At 47.8% G+C, this 17,441-nt stretch carries 17 protein-coding genes and 1 pseudogene; 3 read left to right on the forward strand and 15 right to left on the reverse strand.

Annotation, left to right across the window (positions count from 1 at the left end; all coding sequences use genetic code 11):
- From NG833_RS28045 to NG833_RS28105, 14 genes and pseudogenes are all read right to left on the reverse strand, one after another.
- Window positions 1–196, reverse strand: a 196-nt coding sequence (locus tag NG833_RS28045) for a hypothetical protein (RefSeq protein WP_254568559.1), incomplete at its 3' end; no start/stop codon positions are given.
- A 228-nt stretch (window positions 197–424) separates the two neighbouring features.
- Entirely contained in the window at window positions 425–1,123 is a 699-nt protein-coding gene (locus NG833_RS28050) for a hypothetical protein (RefSeq protein ID WP_254568560.1), read from the reverse strand.
- Window positions 1,124–1,174: 51 nt separating this feature from the next.
- On the reverse strand, window positions 1,175–1,489 hold the full coding sequence (locus tag NG833_RS28055) for a hypothetical protein (RefSeq protein ID WP_254568561.1): 315 nt from the start codon (window positions 1,487–1,489) through the stop codon (window positions 1,175–1,177).
- Window positions 1,490–1,608: 119 nt separating this feature from the next.
- A pseudogene (locus NG833_RS28060) lies at window positions 1,609–1,854 on the reverse strand (type II toxin-antitoxin system PemK/MazF family toxin); the annotation flags it as partial.
- A gap of 71 nt (window positions 1,855–1,925) precedes the next feature.
- Window positions 1,926–2,186 carry an AbrB/MazE/SpoVT family DNA-binding domain-containing protein gene (locus NG833_RS28065; protein ID WP_254568563.1) on the reverse strand — a complete coding sequence of 87 codons (261 nt, stop codon included), beginning with the start codon at window positions 2,184–2,186 and terminating at the stop codon, window positions 1,926–1,928.
- 182 nt (window positions 2,187–2,368) lie between these two features.
- Window positions 2,369–2,554, reverse strand: coding sequence for an HNH endonuclease (locus NG833_RS31125; RefSeq protein ID WP_375293972.1), 186 nt, complete (start codon window positions 2,552–2,554; stop codon window positions 2,369–2,371).
- Window positions 2,551–3,090 carry a hypothetical protein gene (locus tag NG833_RS28070; protein ID WP_254568564.1) on the reverse strand — a complete coding sequence of 180 codons (540 nt, stop codon included), beginning with the start codon at window positions 3,088–3,090 and terminating at the stop codon, window positions 2,551–2,553. The genes NG833_RS31125 and NG833_RS28070 overlap by 4 nt, the downstream gene beginning before the upstream one ends.
- 28 nt (window positions 3,091–3,118) lie before the next feature.
- The gene (locus tag NG833_RS28075; protein ID WP_254568565.1) at window positions 3,119–3,751 is read right to left on the reverse strand and encodes an NACHT domain-containing NTPase; all 633 of its coding nucleotides are present in this window, start codon (window positions 3,749–3,751) and stop codon (window positions 3,119–3,121) included.
- Window positions 3,752–3,766: 15 nt separating this feature from the next.
- Window positions 3,767–5,317, reverse strand: a complete 1,551-nt coding sequence (locus NG833_RS28080) for a hypothetical protein (RefSeq protein ID WP_254568566.1) — start codon at window positions 5,315–5,317, stop codon at window positions 3,767–3,769.
- 23 nt (window positions 5,318–5,340) lie between these two features.
- Window positions 5,341–5,703 carry a hypothetical protein gene (locus NG833_RS28085; protein ID WP_254568567.1) on the reverse strand — a complete coding sequence of 121 codons (363 nt, stop codon included), beginning with the start codon at window positions 5,701–5,703 and terminating at the stop codon, window positions 5,341–5,343.
- 626 nt (window positions 5,704–6,329) lie between these two features.
- Window positions 6,330–6,989: a tetratricopeptide repeat protein gene (locus tag NG833_RS28090; RefSeq protein ID WP_375293973.1), complete on the reverse strand. Its 660-nt coding sequence runs from the start codon at window positions 6,987–6,989 to the stop codon at window positions 6,330–6,332.
- 190 nt (window positions 6,990–7,179) lie between these two features.
- The gene (locus tag NG833_RS28095) at window positions 7,180–7,428 is read right to left on the reverse strand and encodes a hypothetical protein (RefSeq protein WP_254568568.1); all 249 of its coding nucleotides are present in this window, start codon (window positions 7,426–7,428) and stop codon (window positions 7,180–7,182) included.
- An 88-nt stretch (window positions 7,429–7,516) separates the two neighbouring features.
- The gene (locus NG833_RS28100) at window positions 7,517–8,539 is read right to left on the reverse strand and encodes a transposase (protein ID WP_254568569.1); all 1,023 of its coding nucleotides are present in this window, start codon (window positions 8,537–8,539) and stop codon (window positions 7,517–7,519) included.
- 171 nt (window positions 8,540–8,710) lie between these two features.
- Entirely contained in the window at window positions 8,711–9,985 is a 1,275-nt protein-coding gene (locus NG833_RS28105) for a lipid-A-disaccharide synthase (RefSeq protein ID WP_254568570.1), read from the reverse strand.
- A 99-nt stretch (window positions 9,986–10,084) separates the two neighbouring features.
- Between NG833_RS28105 and NG833_RS28110 the strand changes: the two genes are divergently transcribed.
- Window positions 10,085–10,561, forward strand: a complete 477-nt coding sequence (locus tag NG833_RS28110; protein WP_254568571.1) for an ankyrin repeat domain-containing protein — start codon at window positions 10,085–10,087, stop codon at window positions 10,559–10,561.
- Between the two features lie 85 nt (window positions 10,562–10,646).
- Here the strand turns inward: NG833_RS28110 and NG833_RS28115 are convergent, their stop codons facing one another.
- A complete protein-coding gene (locus tag NG833_RS28115) occupies window positions 10,647–12,245 on the reverse strand; it encodes a hypothetical protein (protein ID WP_254568572.1) in 1,599 nt (532 codons plus the stop codon).
- 605 nt (window positions 12,246–12,850) lie between these two features.
- On the opposite strand from NG833_RS28115, the gene NG833_RS28120 reads away from it, so the two are divergent.
- Both NG833_RS28120 and NG833_RS28125 read left to right on the forward strand, forming a co-directional pair.
- Window positions 12,851–16,834 carry a magnesium chelatase subunit H gene (locus NG833_RS28120; RefSeq protein WP_254568573.1) on the forward strand — a complete coding sequence of 1,328 codons (3,984 nt, stop codon included), beginning with the start codon at window positions 12,851–12,853 and terminating at the stop codon, window positions 16,832–16,834.
- A gap of 67 nt (window positions 16,835–16,901) precedes the next feature.
- Window positions 16,902–17,285, forward strand: coding sequence for a hypothetical protein (locus tag NG833_RS28125; RefSeq protein WP_254568574.1), 384 nt, complete (start codon window positions 16,902–16,904; stop codon window positions 17,283–17,285).
- The last annotated feature ends 156 nt before the right edge of the window (window positions 17,286–17,441 follow it).

Here is a 17,441-nt window from a genome sequence, read left to right on the forward strand (position 1 = left end):
TCTTTCTCTTATACAGACCACCTAGGACGAATCTGAAATGTAGTAACTCATCTGAGTACATTTCATAGCGTTGGCAATCGACAATATCTATCCAATGCCCTTTTGCTTGAGCGAGATGCTTTTTTACAAAGAGAACTGCAAGGGACTCTTCGCTGTTAGCGTATTCAAGGTATTTTTTAAGTAGCTCGTCGTCCATAAGTCAAGTCGTCCATAAGTCAAGATGTTCTGGAATCTGTACTTGATGCCTAAGAATGAAGTTGAACCGCATTCGCTAACGCTTGCGGTTAACTTGTGTCGTCCTTTATGTTGGGTCCAACGGCGTCTTATTTCGCGGCTTCCAGATTTTATCATAATAATCCCAGAAATGTTGAATGTCAATACAAAACTTTACATTGTAAGTTAGACTAAGCCTGTAAAGGCTAAATTACTCAACACGGGTATATTTATCTTCAGCAGTTTCGAGGATTTTAATCAAACCAGAGATCGCCGTTTGATTGCCTTGCCCGATTTCTCGTAAAGTATAGACAGCCAGCCTACGGGGATATTCATGGCATTGGGGATGTTCAAGCATTTGGTAAAGTTCTTGAACAGCGCGTTTGCGATCGGTTTGGAAAATAGTTTCCCTAGCATCTTTTTGAATTTGATTGAAATAACCCCACCATTCCTGTTTTTCCTGGTTGTAATAACCAAAACCCCATTTAACTATCTGCTTAACAATGGCATTAACTACATCAACTTGAGAACAGGTTTTAAATTCACCAATTCCTGCTGCGGCGAGAAAAACAGCGTGAAACCAATATAAGCCCATAGACCCATCCTCAAACTCAACGAACGCCCGAATAAACCCCTCCTTCTTCTCCTCAACAACATCCTCACGCCCCAACCACAACAAAATCACCTGTTTCCACTGCGGTTCAAAAATCCGATACTGCTTCCCCGCCACTGGACGATCGCAATGATCCTTGGGCAGAAAATAATCCCAATCCTCCACCGCCAACGCCGCAAAATAGTCCTGAAACGTCGCATGATAAAACGCAAAAATCGAATCCCCTCGCTTATCTCTGCCGACTCGATTCAGCCAGCCCAACCGCAACGCCAAATAACCCAAAGATGTCTCATCCAATTCCTCTCCCAAATGCTTTTCTACCAAAGCCTGGGATAACCGAAATCGCTCCTAGGGCAAATTCAACGCCGCCTTCGCCAGTTCCCCCAGTTGCCGATTCAACTCCTGCTTCAAATTCGTGATATTTGTGCCACAACGCTGGGCATGGTCGCGCAACTCCTGCAAGTTCTGATTCCACTGATACACCTCTTTTAGATAACGGGCATACAACTCCGCCTGGGTATCCGGCAACGATGACCCATCCCAAGTCATGCAGAGCAAGGTCAAGCGCAAGGGGTTGCGTACCAAATCAAGGAGGTTTTCCCGTCCCGGTTCATGGAGGGCGGCAATCAGAGCATCGGCAGAAGTTGGAGTTGAGATCGTCATGGCATTATGGTTTAAGGAATCAAGAAATAACCACTAAAGCATCGTTTATCGTGCCGGTAATGAGCGATCGCCCTTGCTTGGGGTTTAGGTGATGATGAGCTGATACCCCCTCGATTGGCTCACTCGGCAAACATCTCCGCCAAGGAGTCGAGAACTCGGCTTTGCTCATCTGGACTAATTTGACCCAGTTTTTTGACCAATCGAGTTTTATCAATGGTGCGGATTTGATCCAGAACAATTTGCCCCTCCTTACCCTGAAACTGACAGGCAATCCGAGTCGGGTAGGCTTTCCCTTTCGTCGTCATTGGTGCAATAATCACCGTGGCAATATAACGGTTCATTTCATCGGGTGATATAATCACACAGGGTCGTGTTTTCTAAATTTCACTGCCAATTGTGGGATCAAGATTAACCAAAAAAACATCAAAACGCTGGGCTACCACTCCCATTCGCTTTGCTCCCAATCGGTACTGTTGACTTGATCGAGAAGAACATCATATTGTTCTTTCGCCATTGCTGCAAAGGCTTGCTCCCAGCCTGTTCTTAACCGTCGTGCGGTGCGAATCGTGAGATGATCGCCTTCCACTTCGATTTCAACCTCTGTCTGAATACCGCTTTGCTCTAACAGCAGTTTAGGAATACGCACACCTTGGGAGTTGCCAATTTTAACGATTCGGGTTTTAATCACTTTGCTCATGCTGGGATGGCCTTAAAGGCAGGATGTAATTACATTATAACTACAACCCAAGAAGCGGTCAAGTACAAGGTGTTCTCGATACCATCAATTCAATCAATCGGTGGCGCACCATCAAACGAGATGCTCTAAAATCGAGAGTTATAAAAACCAATATTCTCAAATTTCCTCTAACCCGGTTTGAATCATTGATTACACAATTCACAAGCTAAACAGAGATTTTCTATCTCATCACCACCCCCGTTCGCCACTGGTAGTATGTGATCAACCTGTAAGCGACCCATAATGTAATCTTGATGGTTCAAACAATATTCACAACAGTTTCCGGGACGTTGACGAACGATTTGACGTACCGGATCTGATAAACTCATGGGGCAAGATTGGGGGTTAATCCCCGCACTTTTGCTTCGGCTAAGGCTTCGGATTTTCGCAATAACCCTAAGCGATAACTCTGCATTAACATCATTAGTTCATATCGCTCCGATTGAGTTAACCCCTGAGCCTTTCCTTTCCCTTGCAGATCGCCCAAACGCTCATTTTGCCCAGCATCTAACTTAAGCTGTGCCAACGCAATCACCCCCTCATCATCCAACAAAGCCACCGGACTGTATAAATCTGCCCCTAAACCAGAAGATTGCGAATTGGGTGCAACTGCCAAATTCCGAATCGTGCGATTGACAAAACTTAGATAATCATCAATTTCCTCATAAGCATCTAATTCCTGTTCTTCTGACTCAGTTAACGCTTCAAGTTGCTGTTTTTCCAACAACATCACAATCCGAGCCTGCACATTTGTTGATGCTCGAAAAATTGGAACACCGGATTCCAACTCAATTCGCACCGCCCCATCCAGGGGTAACGACTTCGGGAGATGATGGAGTGGAGGGAGAGACGGATGAACTTGCATAAGGGTAAAAGGTTCTGTTTTTCTAATTTTAACCACTCTGGGCAAAAAACCGCCGAATAAACAGTTCCATCTGCTCCACCTCAAAGGGTAAATTCCGATACACATCAAACCCGGAAAAGGCATTTTGATCCGCTTCCCACACATTCACCCGGCAGGTGATGACCACCCGTGCTGACTGCACCCACCCAGTCAATAACTGGGACACATGGGGCCGTTCAATCCGGGCTACCATTTCATCCAATCCATCCATCAATAACCATAGATGGTCTTTGTGGTCTTGGAGAGAGGGTATTGCCTCTTCAACCCCCGCCAACTTCAGCCATTTTTCTTGCAAATAATCCACCAGGGTCGGTTCGGTAAATTCTGCCAACGGTATCCAAATCGGGATGCCGAGATTGTTGGCTAAAATCCAATCGGCGATCGCCTGTAACCGCGTCGTTTTTCCCGAACCCGGTTCGCCAATCACCGCAATCCGTCGCCCCTGACTTTTGGGACTTTGCCCCTGCTGCAAAACCCGATTAAAAAACTCATCCTCGGCAATTGGGGTAATCGTCTCTACTTTTTGTTCCCAATCTTGCCCTAGGGTTTCTCGATTTTGCCCCGGTTTCGGTTGCTTGGGTTCGCGACGTTCTACCAATCCCAAGGGCACATAGACATCCACTAATTCAACCCGTGTTTAGAAACCGGGGTTCTTTACCACATCTGTGGAATCGAGACTAAATTTGGGGCAGAACCCCGGTTCCTGGCCCCTCAATTGAATTGGGTCAATTTTTTTTCCGTTTCCCCCCCGATTTTGACACCATTTGACACCAACATAAACGATCGCCGCCAGGAGAAGACTCTCGAAAACAGCAATCAGAAAGGGATGGGGATAAGAGGAGCGATCTGCTGCCCAAGGACTCCGCCAAGGGTCGGTGATTGATCCCGCACTTGATGCAAAAATAGCGCCAGTTCCCACCGCCAGTCCGATCGCCTGGATGGTATTTTCGAGCTGTTTTTCTTGGTCTTGACGCAGGCGATCGCGTTGGGTTTGTTCAATTTCCACAATACCGCGAATCGAAGCCACTGCCTTATCCGCCAAACTCCGGATATGCCTAAAATAGCCCAAATCCAGTTTGATTTGCTCCGGAAAATTCACGCAATTTTTATCCCCAAAACTCTCCAAAATATCTAACTTTTCCTGGGGGTAATAACTTTGAATCAGCGCCAGCTTTTTGCGATAATTGCTCGCATTCGCTTTCAAAGTGAGGCGAGATGTCTCTAACACCCTTAAATTCTCCGAAAAACTGATATCCAACTCTAATAACTCCACCAGAGATTTTTGTAAGTCAATCAAAGTTGATTCCGACAACTTTTCCGGACTAGATTTCTTATCCAAAATCAGGGAACGAATCGCTTCCACTTCATCTCCCATCTTTTGATATTGAGCGCGAGTATCCCGATAATTTTCCCGGCTCAATTCAAACGTTTTAATCACCTTTTGGCGATAAAAAAATAAATCCAGTAATTCTTGATCCAGGAAACAGAGATTGGAGTCTGCGTCAGCGGATGGTTTTTCAGCCTCATCCGACTCATCCAAAAATAACCAAACCCAAATCGTCTGGGTTTTATCCGGATTCCGAGGGTCACCATATTCAAAAACCGGACTCCCAAACAGTTGATTCACTTGATAACAAGGCGGCAAGGGAGAGTCTGATGTTGCCAGAAAACTTTGCAGGCAATAATCCGCCATTTGTTGCCAAATTATCGGTCCTTGCTGCTGTTGCGCCTGAGACAGCCAGCCCGTTAAAATAATCACCTGCCCAATAGAACTATCCAATATCCACTGGTGATTAGAATTAAACTCTTTGAAAATAGCTGCATCGACAGATTGGGTTCGATTTTGAGACTCATGCAGTTCAGGAATTCGCAGGTTTAAATAGAGAGCATAGCTATCATACAGTTGTAAATACCCCACAACCCCGGTTATCTTCTGTTTATCGGCGAGCTTGCCTTCTAAACTCAGCAGAATATTCTCCTCGCTCGTACCTTCGAGGAGATCCATCCGCAGATTAGGGGTAACTGCTCGCAGATTTAACGCCTGCTGAATCTGGAACTGGTGAAAAATCTCCAGACAGCGATCGGGTAAATAATGGAGTTGATCATCGGGAACACTATCCGGGTACTCTATCTCCCCCAGATGGAAAGCAAACAGATGAACATTGGGAGCATACAGCAAAAAAGACATTCGATTTAGAGATACAAATTAAATTAATTATTTTGGGGTGGCAAGTTTTTGGGTGCATCCTGTTGCAACTTAGCCTGTTTACGTAGTTCAAACAAGTTTTGTAAAATTTCCACCTCACTACTCTGCTTCCGTCGCGGTGAGTTGACATTTTCGCGGTCCGGCTCAGGAGTATTGTTCACATCTTTTTGATAAGCAAAATTAATGACTGCCTCTCTCACGTCGGGATGATTTCTAATCCAAACCTTGAGGGCATCACGGGTGCTTTCTGGCTGACTTTCTAACCCTTCTAGCAATTTCACAATTTCTGCTAACTGTTCTGGGTTTAAGTTGACAGAATTCGCTTGAATCGCTGCCGGAAAAAATTCTATAAAATCTTGAAATTTCATGTCTTGACTCCTTGATTTTTGCTGTTGATATCAGGTTTGTAAAAACCCGCATTTTAAAGGGTGGGGCTATACGGACATTTTGCACCCGTTGCGACAACTGGGAGGGGTTGCGACAACCTGCGGGGGTTGCGACAACCTGCGGGGGTTCAAACCCCCGCCTAACAGAATCAAGTCGGTTTCAACCGACTGCAAGTCTTATCTGGTAGGGTTTTTAGTCGCTTTTTGACTGTAGGGGCGCTTCGCGAAGCGCCTCTACAGGCGGGGTTTTAACCCTAGCCCTGTCAAGGTGATAAATTTAATGACGAAAAATCGTTATTTCTTGGACAGGCGCTTCTCGTTTCGCCCCTACAAGAGGTAAATTTGATGTCGAAAAATCATTGTTTCTTGTAGGGGCTTCGATGCCTTGCGCCCCTACAAATCAATACACCTTGACAAGGCTAGGTTTTAAACCCACGCCATCGTCTGAAAGTCTGCTCCAGCGATGTTTTCAGTCGGTTTTAACCGACTTTAGCTATTAGTTTTAACCCCTGCCGGGTGTTGAGTCATCTGAAAGTCTGCTCCAGCGCGGTATCGCCTAATTCGGTCATCACTTCTAAATATTGCCGATACAGATGCTCCGCCTGATCCTAGTTGCCTCGATTTTGCTCGATATATCCCAAGACTTCCCAAGAGGTTACCATACCGGAAAGATCGTCCAATTCAGTCATGACTTCTAAATATTGCCGATACAGACGCTCCGCCTCATCCCAGTTGCCCCGATTTAGCTCGATATATCCCAACTGTCCCCAAGAGGTTGCCATAGAGGAGCGATCGCCCAATTCGGTTTTAATTGCCAAAGATTGCCGATACAGATGCTCCGCCTCATCCGAGTTCCCCCGATTTAGCTCGATATATCCCAACTGTCCCCAAGAGGTTGCCATACCAGGCTTATCCCCGATTTCTTGATACAATGCGAGGCACTCTTGCAAAGATTGAAAAGCTAGGGGATATTGACTATGTAGATACTGTTGGAACCCTTGCTGTAACAGGGTATCTGCTGCCAGTTTAGTTTGTAGTCGAGACAGGGAATAGTTAACAGTTTCTACTTTACTCGCAAAATTCCGCAACCAGCCTGCATACCCAGGCTCCTGTTGTGCCCTCTTTTCCGCTTCGGCTCGCATCACCTGCACCAAACCCTCATCGATGAGTTCCTGGTGGGCGCTCAATACCCCCACTTCCTCGCCACTGGGACAATTCAGGAGGGATTGAATCAGTTCTAAATAGGCGGTTTGTCGTTGTTCGCTCATGTTGCCTACCCTTGATTAATCGATTGATTCCCGGAACCGGGTTAGTGGGGTTGTGAGATCGAGTTTCCGTGCAGGCCCGGGACTGATATTTCCCAGCTTCACATCATTTTCCCTGATTGTAGTGCAGTTTGTCCCCCATTTCATCCCCAAGGACAAGACCCCACCCTGTCCCGGCAGATGGCGTGAATCTTTAATCGAGAGTCAGCATGGATTCCAGAACTTGCTCAAATTCCGCCAGGGACCCGATAGATATTCCCCGTTTGAGCAGTTGCTTTAAAGTCGCCAAATCAGAGATTTGATTAATCCGGTCAGTCACTGCCGGTGGCACTGGGTTAAAGAGATCGTTCAAAACTTCCAAAACAATCTCCCGAACAAGTTGGATACCTTGCTGGCGAGCGGCTTCCATTGCGCGACGTTCGACATTGCTCAGAATCGGCATATTTTCCTCCCCGTGAGTGTTCTGTCTAGTTTCGTAATCTATGGGAAAGGACAAGGCCCTGCCCTATCCTTTCCCATAGATTAAAGATTTAATTGTCAGTCATTATCGAGGCAAGAACTTCCTCAAATTCCGCCAGGGACCCGATAGAAAGTCCCCGTTCGAGCAGTTGCTGTAAAGTCTCATAATCAGAGATTTGATTAATCCGGTCAATCACCTCGGCTGGCACTGGGTTAAACCGCGCGTTCAAGACTTCCAAAATCATCTCCCGACGAGCGGTTTGGGCACCTCGTTGGAGACCTTCTTCTAAACCTTCTTGGCGACCTTCTTGGCGACCTTCCTGGCGACCTTCTTGGCGACCAGTTTCCAGGGCGCGACGTTCGATATTGCTCAGAATGGGCATTTTTCGTTCCTCCTGATAGTTTTTGAGTTTGGTGTCAAAACTTTGTTGTAGGCTTTCGGGTAGGGTCATCATCCAGTCTAGTAATCGAAATAGATTGATGACCTCGTTTTCAGTATAGCCTCGTTGGTAGAGGTTCTGTACTAACTCCCATTTATACTGTTCCCGTTCTTCGGCATTTCCTGTGCTGGCTTGGGTTTTTAAATGGGCCATGACTAAAAAGGCTAAGGGATTGAGACTGGTTTTAAGGGTCTCCCATTGGCTTTCATAGTCGAGGAGTTTGGCGATGGGAAATTCAAAGCGGATAGAACTGCCTCCGAGTTCATAGCTGTAGGATTTGGGCCGCCATGACCGGCGATCGTCTCCTAGGATGGCTAGGCTAATCACTTTTTTGTGGATGTCAAAGGACCGATAATGGTAGATGTACATCCGTTCGGGAAAAACTGACTCTTCTTGACTCTGGACTTCGATATGAATCAAAATATAGGCTTCTTCGCCATTTTTTTGCCAGACTTTGAAGAGTTTATCCGCTTCTCTTTCTCCACTGGTGGCGGTGGGGGTAATTTGTTGCAGTTCTTTGTCCAGGGATTCGTATCCTCGGCTCCAATCGATGAGATTATGAACTTCTGGGAAAAAGAAGGCCATGAAGGGTTCGAGATAGTCTTCTAAAGCTTCTTTCCAAGTTTGGTCATAGTTGGCGTTAGGGGTATTCACCCTGATTCCTCCTGATGTTCTTGAAGCGTATGTTCTTTTATTATACAACAAGATTAAACGTGCGACAAGGTGTTTTTTTATATTATTTTGGAAAATTTGGAGATACTTTTAAGTCTGGTTTGGAAATGAAAAATAGGGGGCAAGTTGCGAATTGCCCCGAGAGGGTTTGGGTTAATTGAATTGGGTGTTGATTTCTTCTATGATGATTTCAGCGATGTGATGGGCGGCACCGGGTTGTCCTCGGACTGACTGTAATTTATCTCGGATGAGTTGGAGTTTTTGGGGGTTTTCTAACCAATCTATGGCGATTTCGGCGACTTGTTGGGGTTGCAGTTTGCCTACGAGTTCGGGGACGATTTCGGTTTTTGCCCAAATGTTGGGCCATGCGAAGAGTTTGCCTTGGCGTAAGACGATGCGGTTAATTAGTTTGGCAAAGATTGAGCCGAATAAAGGTAAGTTGGCTAGGATGCCTGGTAATCCATCCCAGGCGCGCATGGCGTCTAGTTGTTGGGTGGGGAGGAGGACGATCATGGGGATGCCGAGGGAACCGAGTTCGGCGGTGTTGGCACCGACGGTGGTGAGGCAGAGGGTACATTGGGAGAGGAGGTCATAAGCGGGCGATCGCCTCCAAAGTTGCACTCTCAATCTACTGGCGGTTTCCAAATATGCCATACCGTTGTTCTCATCTTGTTTTAACTCCCCAGCAGTGCCATTCACTAATTCCAGGACCGGATTCTGTTGGGGATTGGCAAATTTGGCTAGAGTTTCTATCTCTACGGTTGGCGCAACAGGAATCACAAATTGGGTATCGGGTCGCACTTGATGGATACATTCAGCGATCGCCAGACACAACGGAACTCCCTGCATCAATTTCGCCGCTTTCGACCCCGGTAGCAGTCCAATCAATTCCCCTGTCTCACCCCATTCTCCTCTTTCCTCCTCTTCGTTTCCCCCATCCCCCACAACATCGGCAATTAAATCCCCGACTATGGTAAATTTATGGACATATTGCTCGGAATCCTGGGGTTGTACCTGACTATTCATCACGGCAAAACGGTCAATCCACTGTTGCCAGCGCGCTTCCCGTTCAGCATAGATAACGGTCCGATACCCCAAGCGTTTGCCGAGGATTAGGGTAAAAAATTGGTCACCCCCGAGGAAGAGAACCACCCCTTTTTCTCGCCAGTCCCAATTCTCGGCAGTTTTTCCCCGGAGTAGAAAGGGCCAAAAGTGTTGTGCCTCCTGTACTCGGTCAATTTCTGGATAAGACCGGGCGATCGCCGCTTCTTTTCCCGTAGCATGGGGACAAGGGGAGAGAATCACGGAAATCCGCACTTCTGCTAGGCGATCGCCCAGTTGTTGTACCAAGGCGCGAACCACGGGACGCACCCAGGTGGCTAATTCTCCGGGACCATTGGACAAAATTACAATATCAATGCCTGCCATGATGTCAATTTACAGTTTAAAGTTTAGGGTTTAGATTCTCGATAGAATATCAGACGTTGTGGGTAGTTAATCACCTTATAATCACAGAGGAGATCAGGGATGACTGAGTTAATCGAGGCGATTAAAACCGGAGAAAAATCTCAGGTGGAGGCGTTACTCCAGGGAAATGCTGACGTGAATCAAAAAGATGCCGATGGATTAACAGCTTTAACCGCTGCTGCGGAGAGTGGCAATCTGGAATTGGTGCAATTATTACTTGATGCGGGGGCCGATGCTAACAATGCCGATAATGATGGGTGGACAGCGTTGATGAGTGCGTCTGGTTCTGGTAAAGTGGAGGTGGTCGAGGCGTTAATTGCTGCGGGTGCAGATATCAATGCCCAAAGTGAGTTTGGGGTGACGGCTTTAATTACGGCAGCCGGAAATGGACATGAAGCCGTGGTACAATGTTTAATCGACTGCGGTGCAGATATTCGGGCGAAGGACCGCAATAACTGGACCGCGTTGGTTTGGGCGGCAGAAGAAGGTCATCCTAAGATTGTGGACCTGATTAAACAAGCGCGCGATCGCACCTAACACGCATTCTCCCTCAACTGAAACCGGATGGCGATCGCCACCCGGTTTCCAGTTAGCACAAACAATGCCGATCGCCGGTGTCCGTTTAACTCATCAAGAATCGTCCCGTCGTAAAGGTTTGTGTCACCTCTAAATTCGTCACTCCCTCGATAATCCCCACTAAATCACCGGGATTGCGGAAAATATTGAAATTGCCATCGGATGCCTGGAAGGTATATTCCTCTGGATTCCCCCCTAACTGAATCTGATCCTTTCCGGGTTCAAAGTTGCGAATCAAGGCATAATCTTCATTTCCATTCCCGATATAGAACGGTTGAATCACTGAATTCGCAAAGCTAATCCCCGTTCCCAAGACAAATGTATCACCCCCAGTCCCGCCGACTAACACATCCACCTGACCCGTTCCCTGACTCGTAATCACCACATCTTGGTTCGGCGAATCCGCTACCACTGAGAGTGAGACTCCCACCAGAGTGGTATTCTGACCAAATCCGGTAATTTCATCGCTGCCACTGGACCCGGTAAACACCCCAACTCGCCCTTCATTCTGACCAAATTGTTGATAATGGGCTAATCCCGAGGCAAAAACCCCTGCTTCCACTGCTGCTGCTACATCCCGGTTAACCGCTAAATAAACCCTATCGTTGAACCCCGGAACTTCGGTGATGACCGTCCCTTCTCCACCGGATAAGATAAACGTGCTATCATCAAAAATATTTCTGATTTGCAGATTGGAAATTCCTTCTACAATCCCCACCAAATCACCCCCGGCGGTAGAGATTAGGAAATTTCCATTGGCAGCATCAAACCGATACTCCCTCGGTTCCCCCGCCAGCAAAATTAAATCTTGCTCTAGCTGAAAGTTCTTAATCAGGGCGTAGTCCAAATTTCCCTGTCCCACATACAATTTTTGTGGGTTAGGTTTTAAGGGAGTAATCCCGATGCCAATATTAAAAATCTCGACTCCCGTTCCTCCAATTAAGGTGTCGATTTCTCCGACTCCTAAACTGGTAGGAATTCCATCGAGTCCACCAATCCCTAATGGGGTAATATTAGAGAGTCCAACGCCGAGAATACCCGTCGATTGCCCAAAGGCATTAATCGTATCACTCCCTGGGGTACCGAAGAACACCCCACCCCGATTCGGCTCAAATTGTCCAAAACTTTGATAGTGGGCTAATCCTGAACTGAGTACCCCGGACTCTACTGCGGTTCTGACATCGGGATTAAGAGCTAAATAAGCGGTTTCGTTAAACCCGGCAGGGGTCTGGGAAAAATTGGGGACCCCTGGGCGTCCTTCAGCATTTCCCAAGGCCAGAAAATGTTGCAATCCTGAAGCCAAAAGTCCACTATTCACTGCCCCCGCTACATCGGGGTTTAGGGATAAATAGGTGCTTTCGTTCCAAAGCGGGGAAATACTTACCCGTCCTTCTGCTTCCCCTAGTTGAATGAAGTGTTGCAATCCAGAAGTTAGGGTTCGATTACTCACCGCTGCTGCAACATCGGGATTGTTGACTAAATAGGTTGCTTCGTCATAAAAGGGAGAAACTTGGACTCTTCCTTCCCCCAATCCAAATATTTGAAAGTGGCTCAGACCGGATGTAAAGATTCCGGAATTAACCGCTTGTTGAATATCCGGATTATTCGCCAAGTAAAAACTTTCATTGTAAACCGCCAAACTCATTTGATTTTCCCCACACCAGAAGTTTTTTATCCGTCAACAACTGACGGATATGGTCCGTATTCTACCTTAATAATTGGGTTTCGGATATAAAGACTGTTTATTCTTTTTCAAAGATTAACCAAGGTCGTGATTACGGGGGGTCCCTCGATAACCCATCCATTGATTTGAACCGGGAGATGGAATGATTGTCGCCCTTGGCAGCGTTGGCTTTTTACCTCACTTACCGCCGATGCTTATGGCTGCGGACTCTTTTCTCTGGCGGTAACTCCAGCCTCAACTTCTCAATTCGGGTTACATTGCTGTAATAATCAATCACAAATCTGTTAAATCAATAACGGAAACGTCTAAATTCGGCCAGATTATGAATTTATGTAAATCGCATGGTAAAGTAAATACCTGCTAATAAACTTAACAAAAGTACACAATTGGCAATCGTTTCTTATCGAATTGTGTCGGATCCGGGCGAAAACTCCCCAGAGAGACGCATTTTTTGGTAAAAACTCTTACAGTTGCCACTTTTGCGTTGGAGTGGCTAGACCCTAAATTCTAGCCCTCAAACCTAACTGCTAAATTGCTGCAAGCGCATCTAAAAGGAGCCTAACTTCATGTTCACTCACGTCAAGCCCACCATTCGACACATCGCCCCGGATGACCTCAGAGGGCGTTCTTTGCTGAAGGTGGTCTATGTCGTGCTAGAAGCCCAGTATCAGAGTGCTTTATCGTCTGCGGTTCGCTCAATCAACGAAAATAACCAAAATTTAGCCATTGAAATCAGTGGTTACTTGATAGAAGAACTGCGTGACTCGAATAACTACGAGGCTTTTAAGCAGGATCTAGCCACGGCAAATGTTTTTATTGCTTCCCTAATTTTCATTGAAGATTTAGCCCAAAAAGTGACTGCCGCAGTCGAACCCCACCGCGATCGCCTGGATGTCGCTGTGGTGTTTCCCTCCATGCCGGAGGTGATGCGTCTGAATAAAATGGGCAGTTTCTCGATGGCGCAATTGGGTCAATCCAAGAGCGCGATCGGGCAATTTATGAAGAAGCGCAAGGAAAAATCCGGTTCTTCCTTCCAAGATGGAATGCTCAAGTTGCTGCAAACCTTGCCCAAAGTCCTGAAATATCTGCCGATGGACAAGGCCCAGGATGCCCGCAACTTCATGCTGAGTTTCCAATATTGGTTGGGAGGTTCCTCAGAAAACCTGGAAAACTTCCTGCTGATGTTGGCAGATAAATACGTCTTCAAAGGTGAACAAACGGTCAAATTCCAGGATCCAGTAGTTTATCTGGATATGGGGGTCTGGCATCCCTTGGCCCCGAAAATGTTTGATGATGTCAAGGATTATCTGAACTGGTACAACAGCCGGGATGACATTTCCGATGACCTCAAAGACCCTCTGGCCCCCTGTATTGGGTTAGTGCTGCAACGCACCCACCTGGTTACCGGGGATGATGCCCATTATGTGGCAATGGTTCAGGAAATCGAAGCCTTGGGTGCACGCCCGATTCCGGTATTTGCCGGAGGGTTGGACTTTTCTAAGCCGGTGGATGCCTATTTCTGGGATGTGGGGGCGAAAGGAGTGGAACCCCTGCCGTTGGTAGATACGGTGATTTCGTTGACTGGATTTGCCTTGGTGGGAGGTCCCGCCCGTCAAGACCATCCCAAGGCGATCGAGTCTTTGAAACGCTTAAATCGGCCCTATATGGTGGCCTTGCCGTTGGTGTTCCAAACCACGGAAGAATGGCAGGATAGTGATTTGGGGTTACACCCGATTCAAGTAGCGCTACAGATTGCGATTCCTGAATTGGATGGGGCGATCGAACCGATTATTTTATCGGGACGGGATGGGGCTACCGGGAAGGCGATCGCCCTCCAGGACCGCATCGAAACCGTCACCCAACGGGCGATTAAATGGGCGACCCTACGCCGCAAGCCGAAACTGGATAAAAAACTGGCAATCACCATTTTTAGCTTCCCCCCAGATAAAGGCAACGTGGGAACTGCGGCCTATTTAGATGTGTTTGGCAGCATCTATGAAGTGATGAACGCCCTCAAATGCAACGGGTATGATCTTCCTGAGTTGCCTGAGTCGGCGGAACAACTGATGCTGGAAGTCATCCACGATGCCCAAGCGCAGTACAATAGCCCAGAATTGAATGTCGCCTATCGGATGTCGGTGGAAGAGTATGAAAAACTGACCCCCTATTCCGAACGACTGCATGAAAACTGGGGACCGCCTCCGGGACATCTGAACACCGACGGCCAAAACTTGTTGGTGTATGGCAAGTCATTTGGAAACGTCTTTATTGGGATTCAGCCGACGTTTGGCTATGAAGGAGACCCGATGCGGTTGCTATTCTCGCGATCGGCCAGTCCCCATCATGGATTTGCGGCTTACTACACCTATTTAGAGCAAATTTGGGGGGCCGATGCGGTGCTCCATTTTGGCACTCATGGGTCCTTGGAATTCATGCCTGGGAAGCAAATGGGGATGTCTGGGGAATGCTATCCCGACAGCTTGATTGGCAAGATTCCGAATATCTACTATTACGCGGCTAATAATCCTTCTGAGGCGACCATTGCCAAACGTCGGTCTTATGCGGAAACCATTAGCTATTTGACGCCACCGGCAGAGAATGCGGGGTTATATAAGGGACTGCAAGAACTGAATGAGTTGATTGGGTCCTATCAAACTCTGAAAGAGAGTGGACGGGGAGTGGCGATCGTCAACACCATCATGGATAAATGCCGGTTGGTGAATTTGGATCAGGATATCAACTTACCGGACAAAGATGCGATCGACCTGACTCCCGAGGAACGGGATAATGTGGTGGGTCAAGTTTACCGTAAGCTGATGGAAATCGAATCGCGGTTGTTACCCTGTGGGTTGCACGTGATTGGGAAACCGCCTTCTGCTGAAGAGGCGATCGCCACCTTAGTCAACATCGCCTCCCTCGATCGCGAAGAAGAAGGGGTCAAGAGTCTGCTGAGGATTATCGCCAACAGCATCGGACGAGACATCGACGAACTCTATGCCAACAACGATAAAGGCATCCTAGAAGACGTTGAACTGTTACAAGCGATTATTCAAGCCACTCGCGCCGCAGTCGCCGCCCTTGTCCAAGAACAAACCGATGCCGAAGGACGAGTCTCACTTGTCTCCAAACTAAACTTCTTCAACATGGGCAAAAAAGCCCCTTGGGTCGAATCCCTGCATCAATCAGGATATCCCGACGTCAGCAACGACGACCTCAAACCCCTGTTTGAGTACCTGGAATTCTGCCTCCAGCAAATTTGCGCCGACAACGAACTCGGGGCCTTATTGCGCGCCTTAGAAGGGGAATATGTCCTCCCCGGACCCGGTGGCGACCCCATCCGCAACCCCGATGTATTGCCCACCGGCAAGAACATCCACGCCCTCGACCCCCAATCCATCCCCACCGCAGCAGCAGTCACTTCGGCCAAAATCGTTGTAGACCGCCTGTTAGACCGGCAACGGCGGGAAAATAACGGAGAATGGCCCGAAACCATCGCCTGCGTCCTCTGGGGAACCGACAACATCAAAACCTACGGGGAATCCCTGGCGCAAATCATGTGGATGGTGGGAGTCAAACCCGTTCCCGATGCCTTGGGACGAGTCAACAAACTGGAACTGCTGTCCTTAGAAGAGTTAGGACGTCCCCGCATCGACGTGGTGATTAACTGTTCCGGCGTCTTCCGCGACTTGTTTATCAACCAAATGAACCTGTTAGACAAAGCGGTGAAAATGGCTGCTGAAGCTGATGAACCGTTAGAGATGAACTTCATCCGTAAACACGCGATGAAACAAGCCGAAGAGATGGGAATCAACCTGCGCCAAGCTGCTACCCGCGTCTTTTCTAACGCTTCCGGTTCCTACGCCTCCAACGTCAACTTAGCCGTGGAGAATAGCACCTGGGAAAGCGAGAACGAGTTACAAGAAATGTATCTCACTCGTAAATCCTTTGCCTTCTCCTCGGATAATCCAGGAACAATGGAACAGGACCGTCAGATTTTCGAGTCTTCCTTGAAAACTGCCGATGTCACGTTCCAAAACTTGGATTCTTCGGAAATCAGTCTCACCGACGTTTCTCACTACTTCGACTCCGACCCGACCAAAGTCATCGGCACCTTACGCGGCGACGGCAAGAAACCCGCAGCCTACATCGCCGACACCACCACCGCCAACGCCCAAGTGCGAACCCTCTCGGAAACCGTCCGCTTAGATACGCGCACCAAAATGCTCAATCCCAAGTGGTACGAGGGAATGCTCTCCCACGGCTACGAAGGCGTCCGCGAGCTCTCGAAACGCCTCGTGAATACGATGGGATGGAGTGCCACAGCAGGTGCCGTGGATAACTGGGTGTACGAGGAAGCGAACGAGACCTTTATGAAGGATGAGGAGATGCAGAAACGCCTGCTGAACCTCAATCCCAACTCGTTCCGCAAGATGGTCACCACCTTGCTAGAAGCCAATGGACGCGGGTACTGGGAAACCAGTGAGGAGAATTTAGACCGCCTGCGCGAGTTGTATCAAGAAGTAGAGGACCGGATTGAAGGGATAGAATAGAGTTAGTTTGAGTTAGGGTGGGGCAGGCATTTGGCCTGCCTCGCCTCCCTGATTCAAAGGAGCAAAAATGACACCCAACCCAGAGGCGTTAACTCTCAAAAATCGGATATTTCCTGTGTTGGTTGCTCACGTCATTAATCCTTCACAAGTTGTCATGAATAGAGGTTGGATTCATGATGTAAAAGTGGGCCAAAGAATGCTAATCTATCGGACGGGCGACCAAGAGATAAAGGATCCGGAGAGTGGGGAATCCCTTGGATATCTAGAGCGGGTGAAAGGAACCGGACAAGTGATTCATGTCCAAGAAAAAATTTGTATAGTCGAATCGGATCAAAGAAAGTTTCCTAGACGAATCGTCAAAAATGCCTGGGGACTCGGAGAAGAAATCATTGAAGGTGAAGCCTTACCGTTTGACCACCCGGAAGTTGGAGATTGGGTTAAACCGATTTAAGGAGATGGGTTGGGGGGCGATCGCATCTTATACGGAATTCGGTTAGGGAACTCCAAAAAATAAAATCTCCAAAACGTTCCTTCGTAGTGACGGATCAACGGAATAGCCCCGTCAATGTAGGGGCGCAATGCTTGCGCCCTGGGGCGCAAGCATTGC

Source organism: Oscillatoria sp. HE19RPO (assembly GCF_024220515.1).
Classification (GTDB): domain Bacteria; phylum Cyanobacteriota; class Cyanobacteriia; order Cyanobacteriales; family Laspinemataceae; genus Laspinema.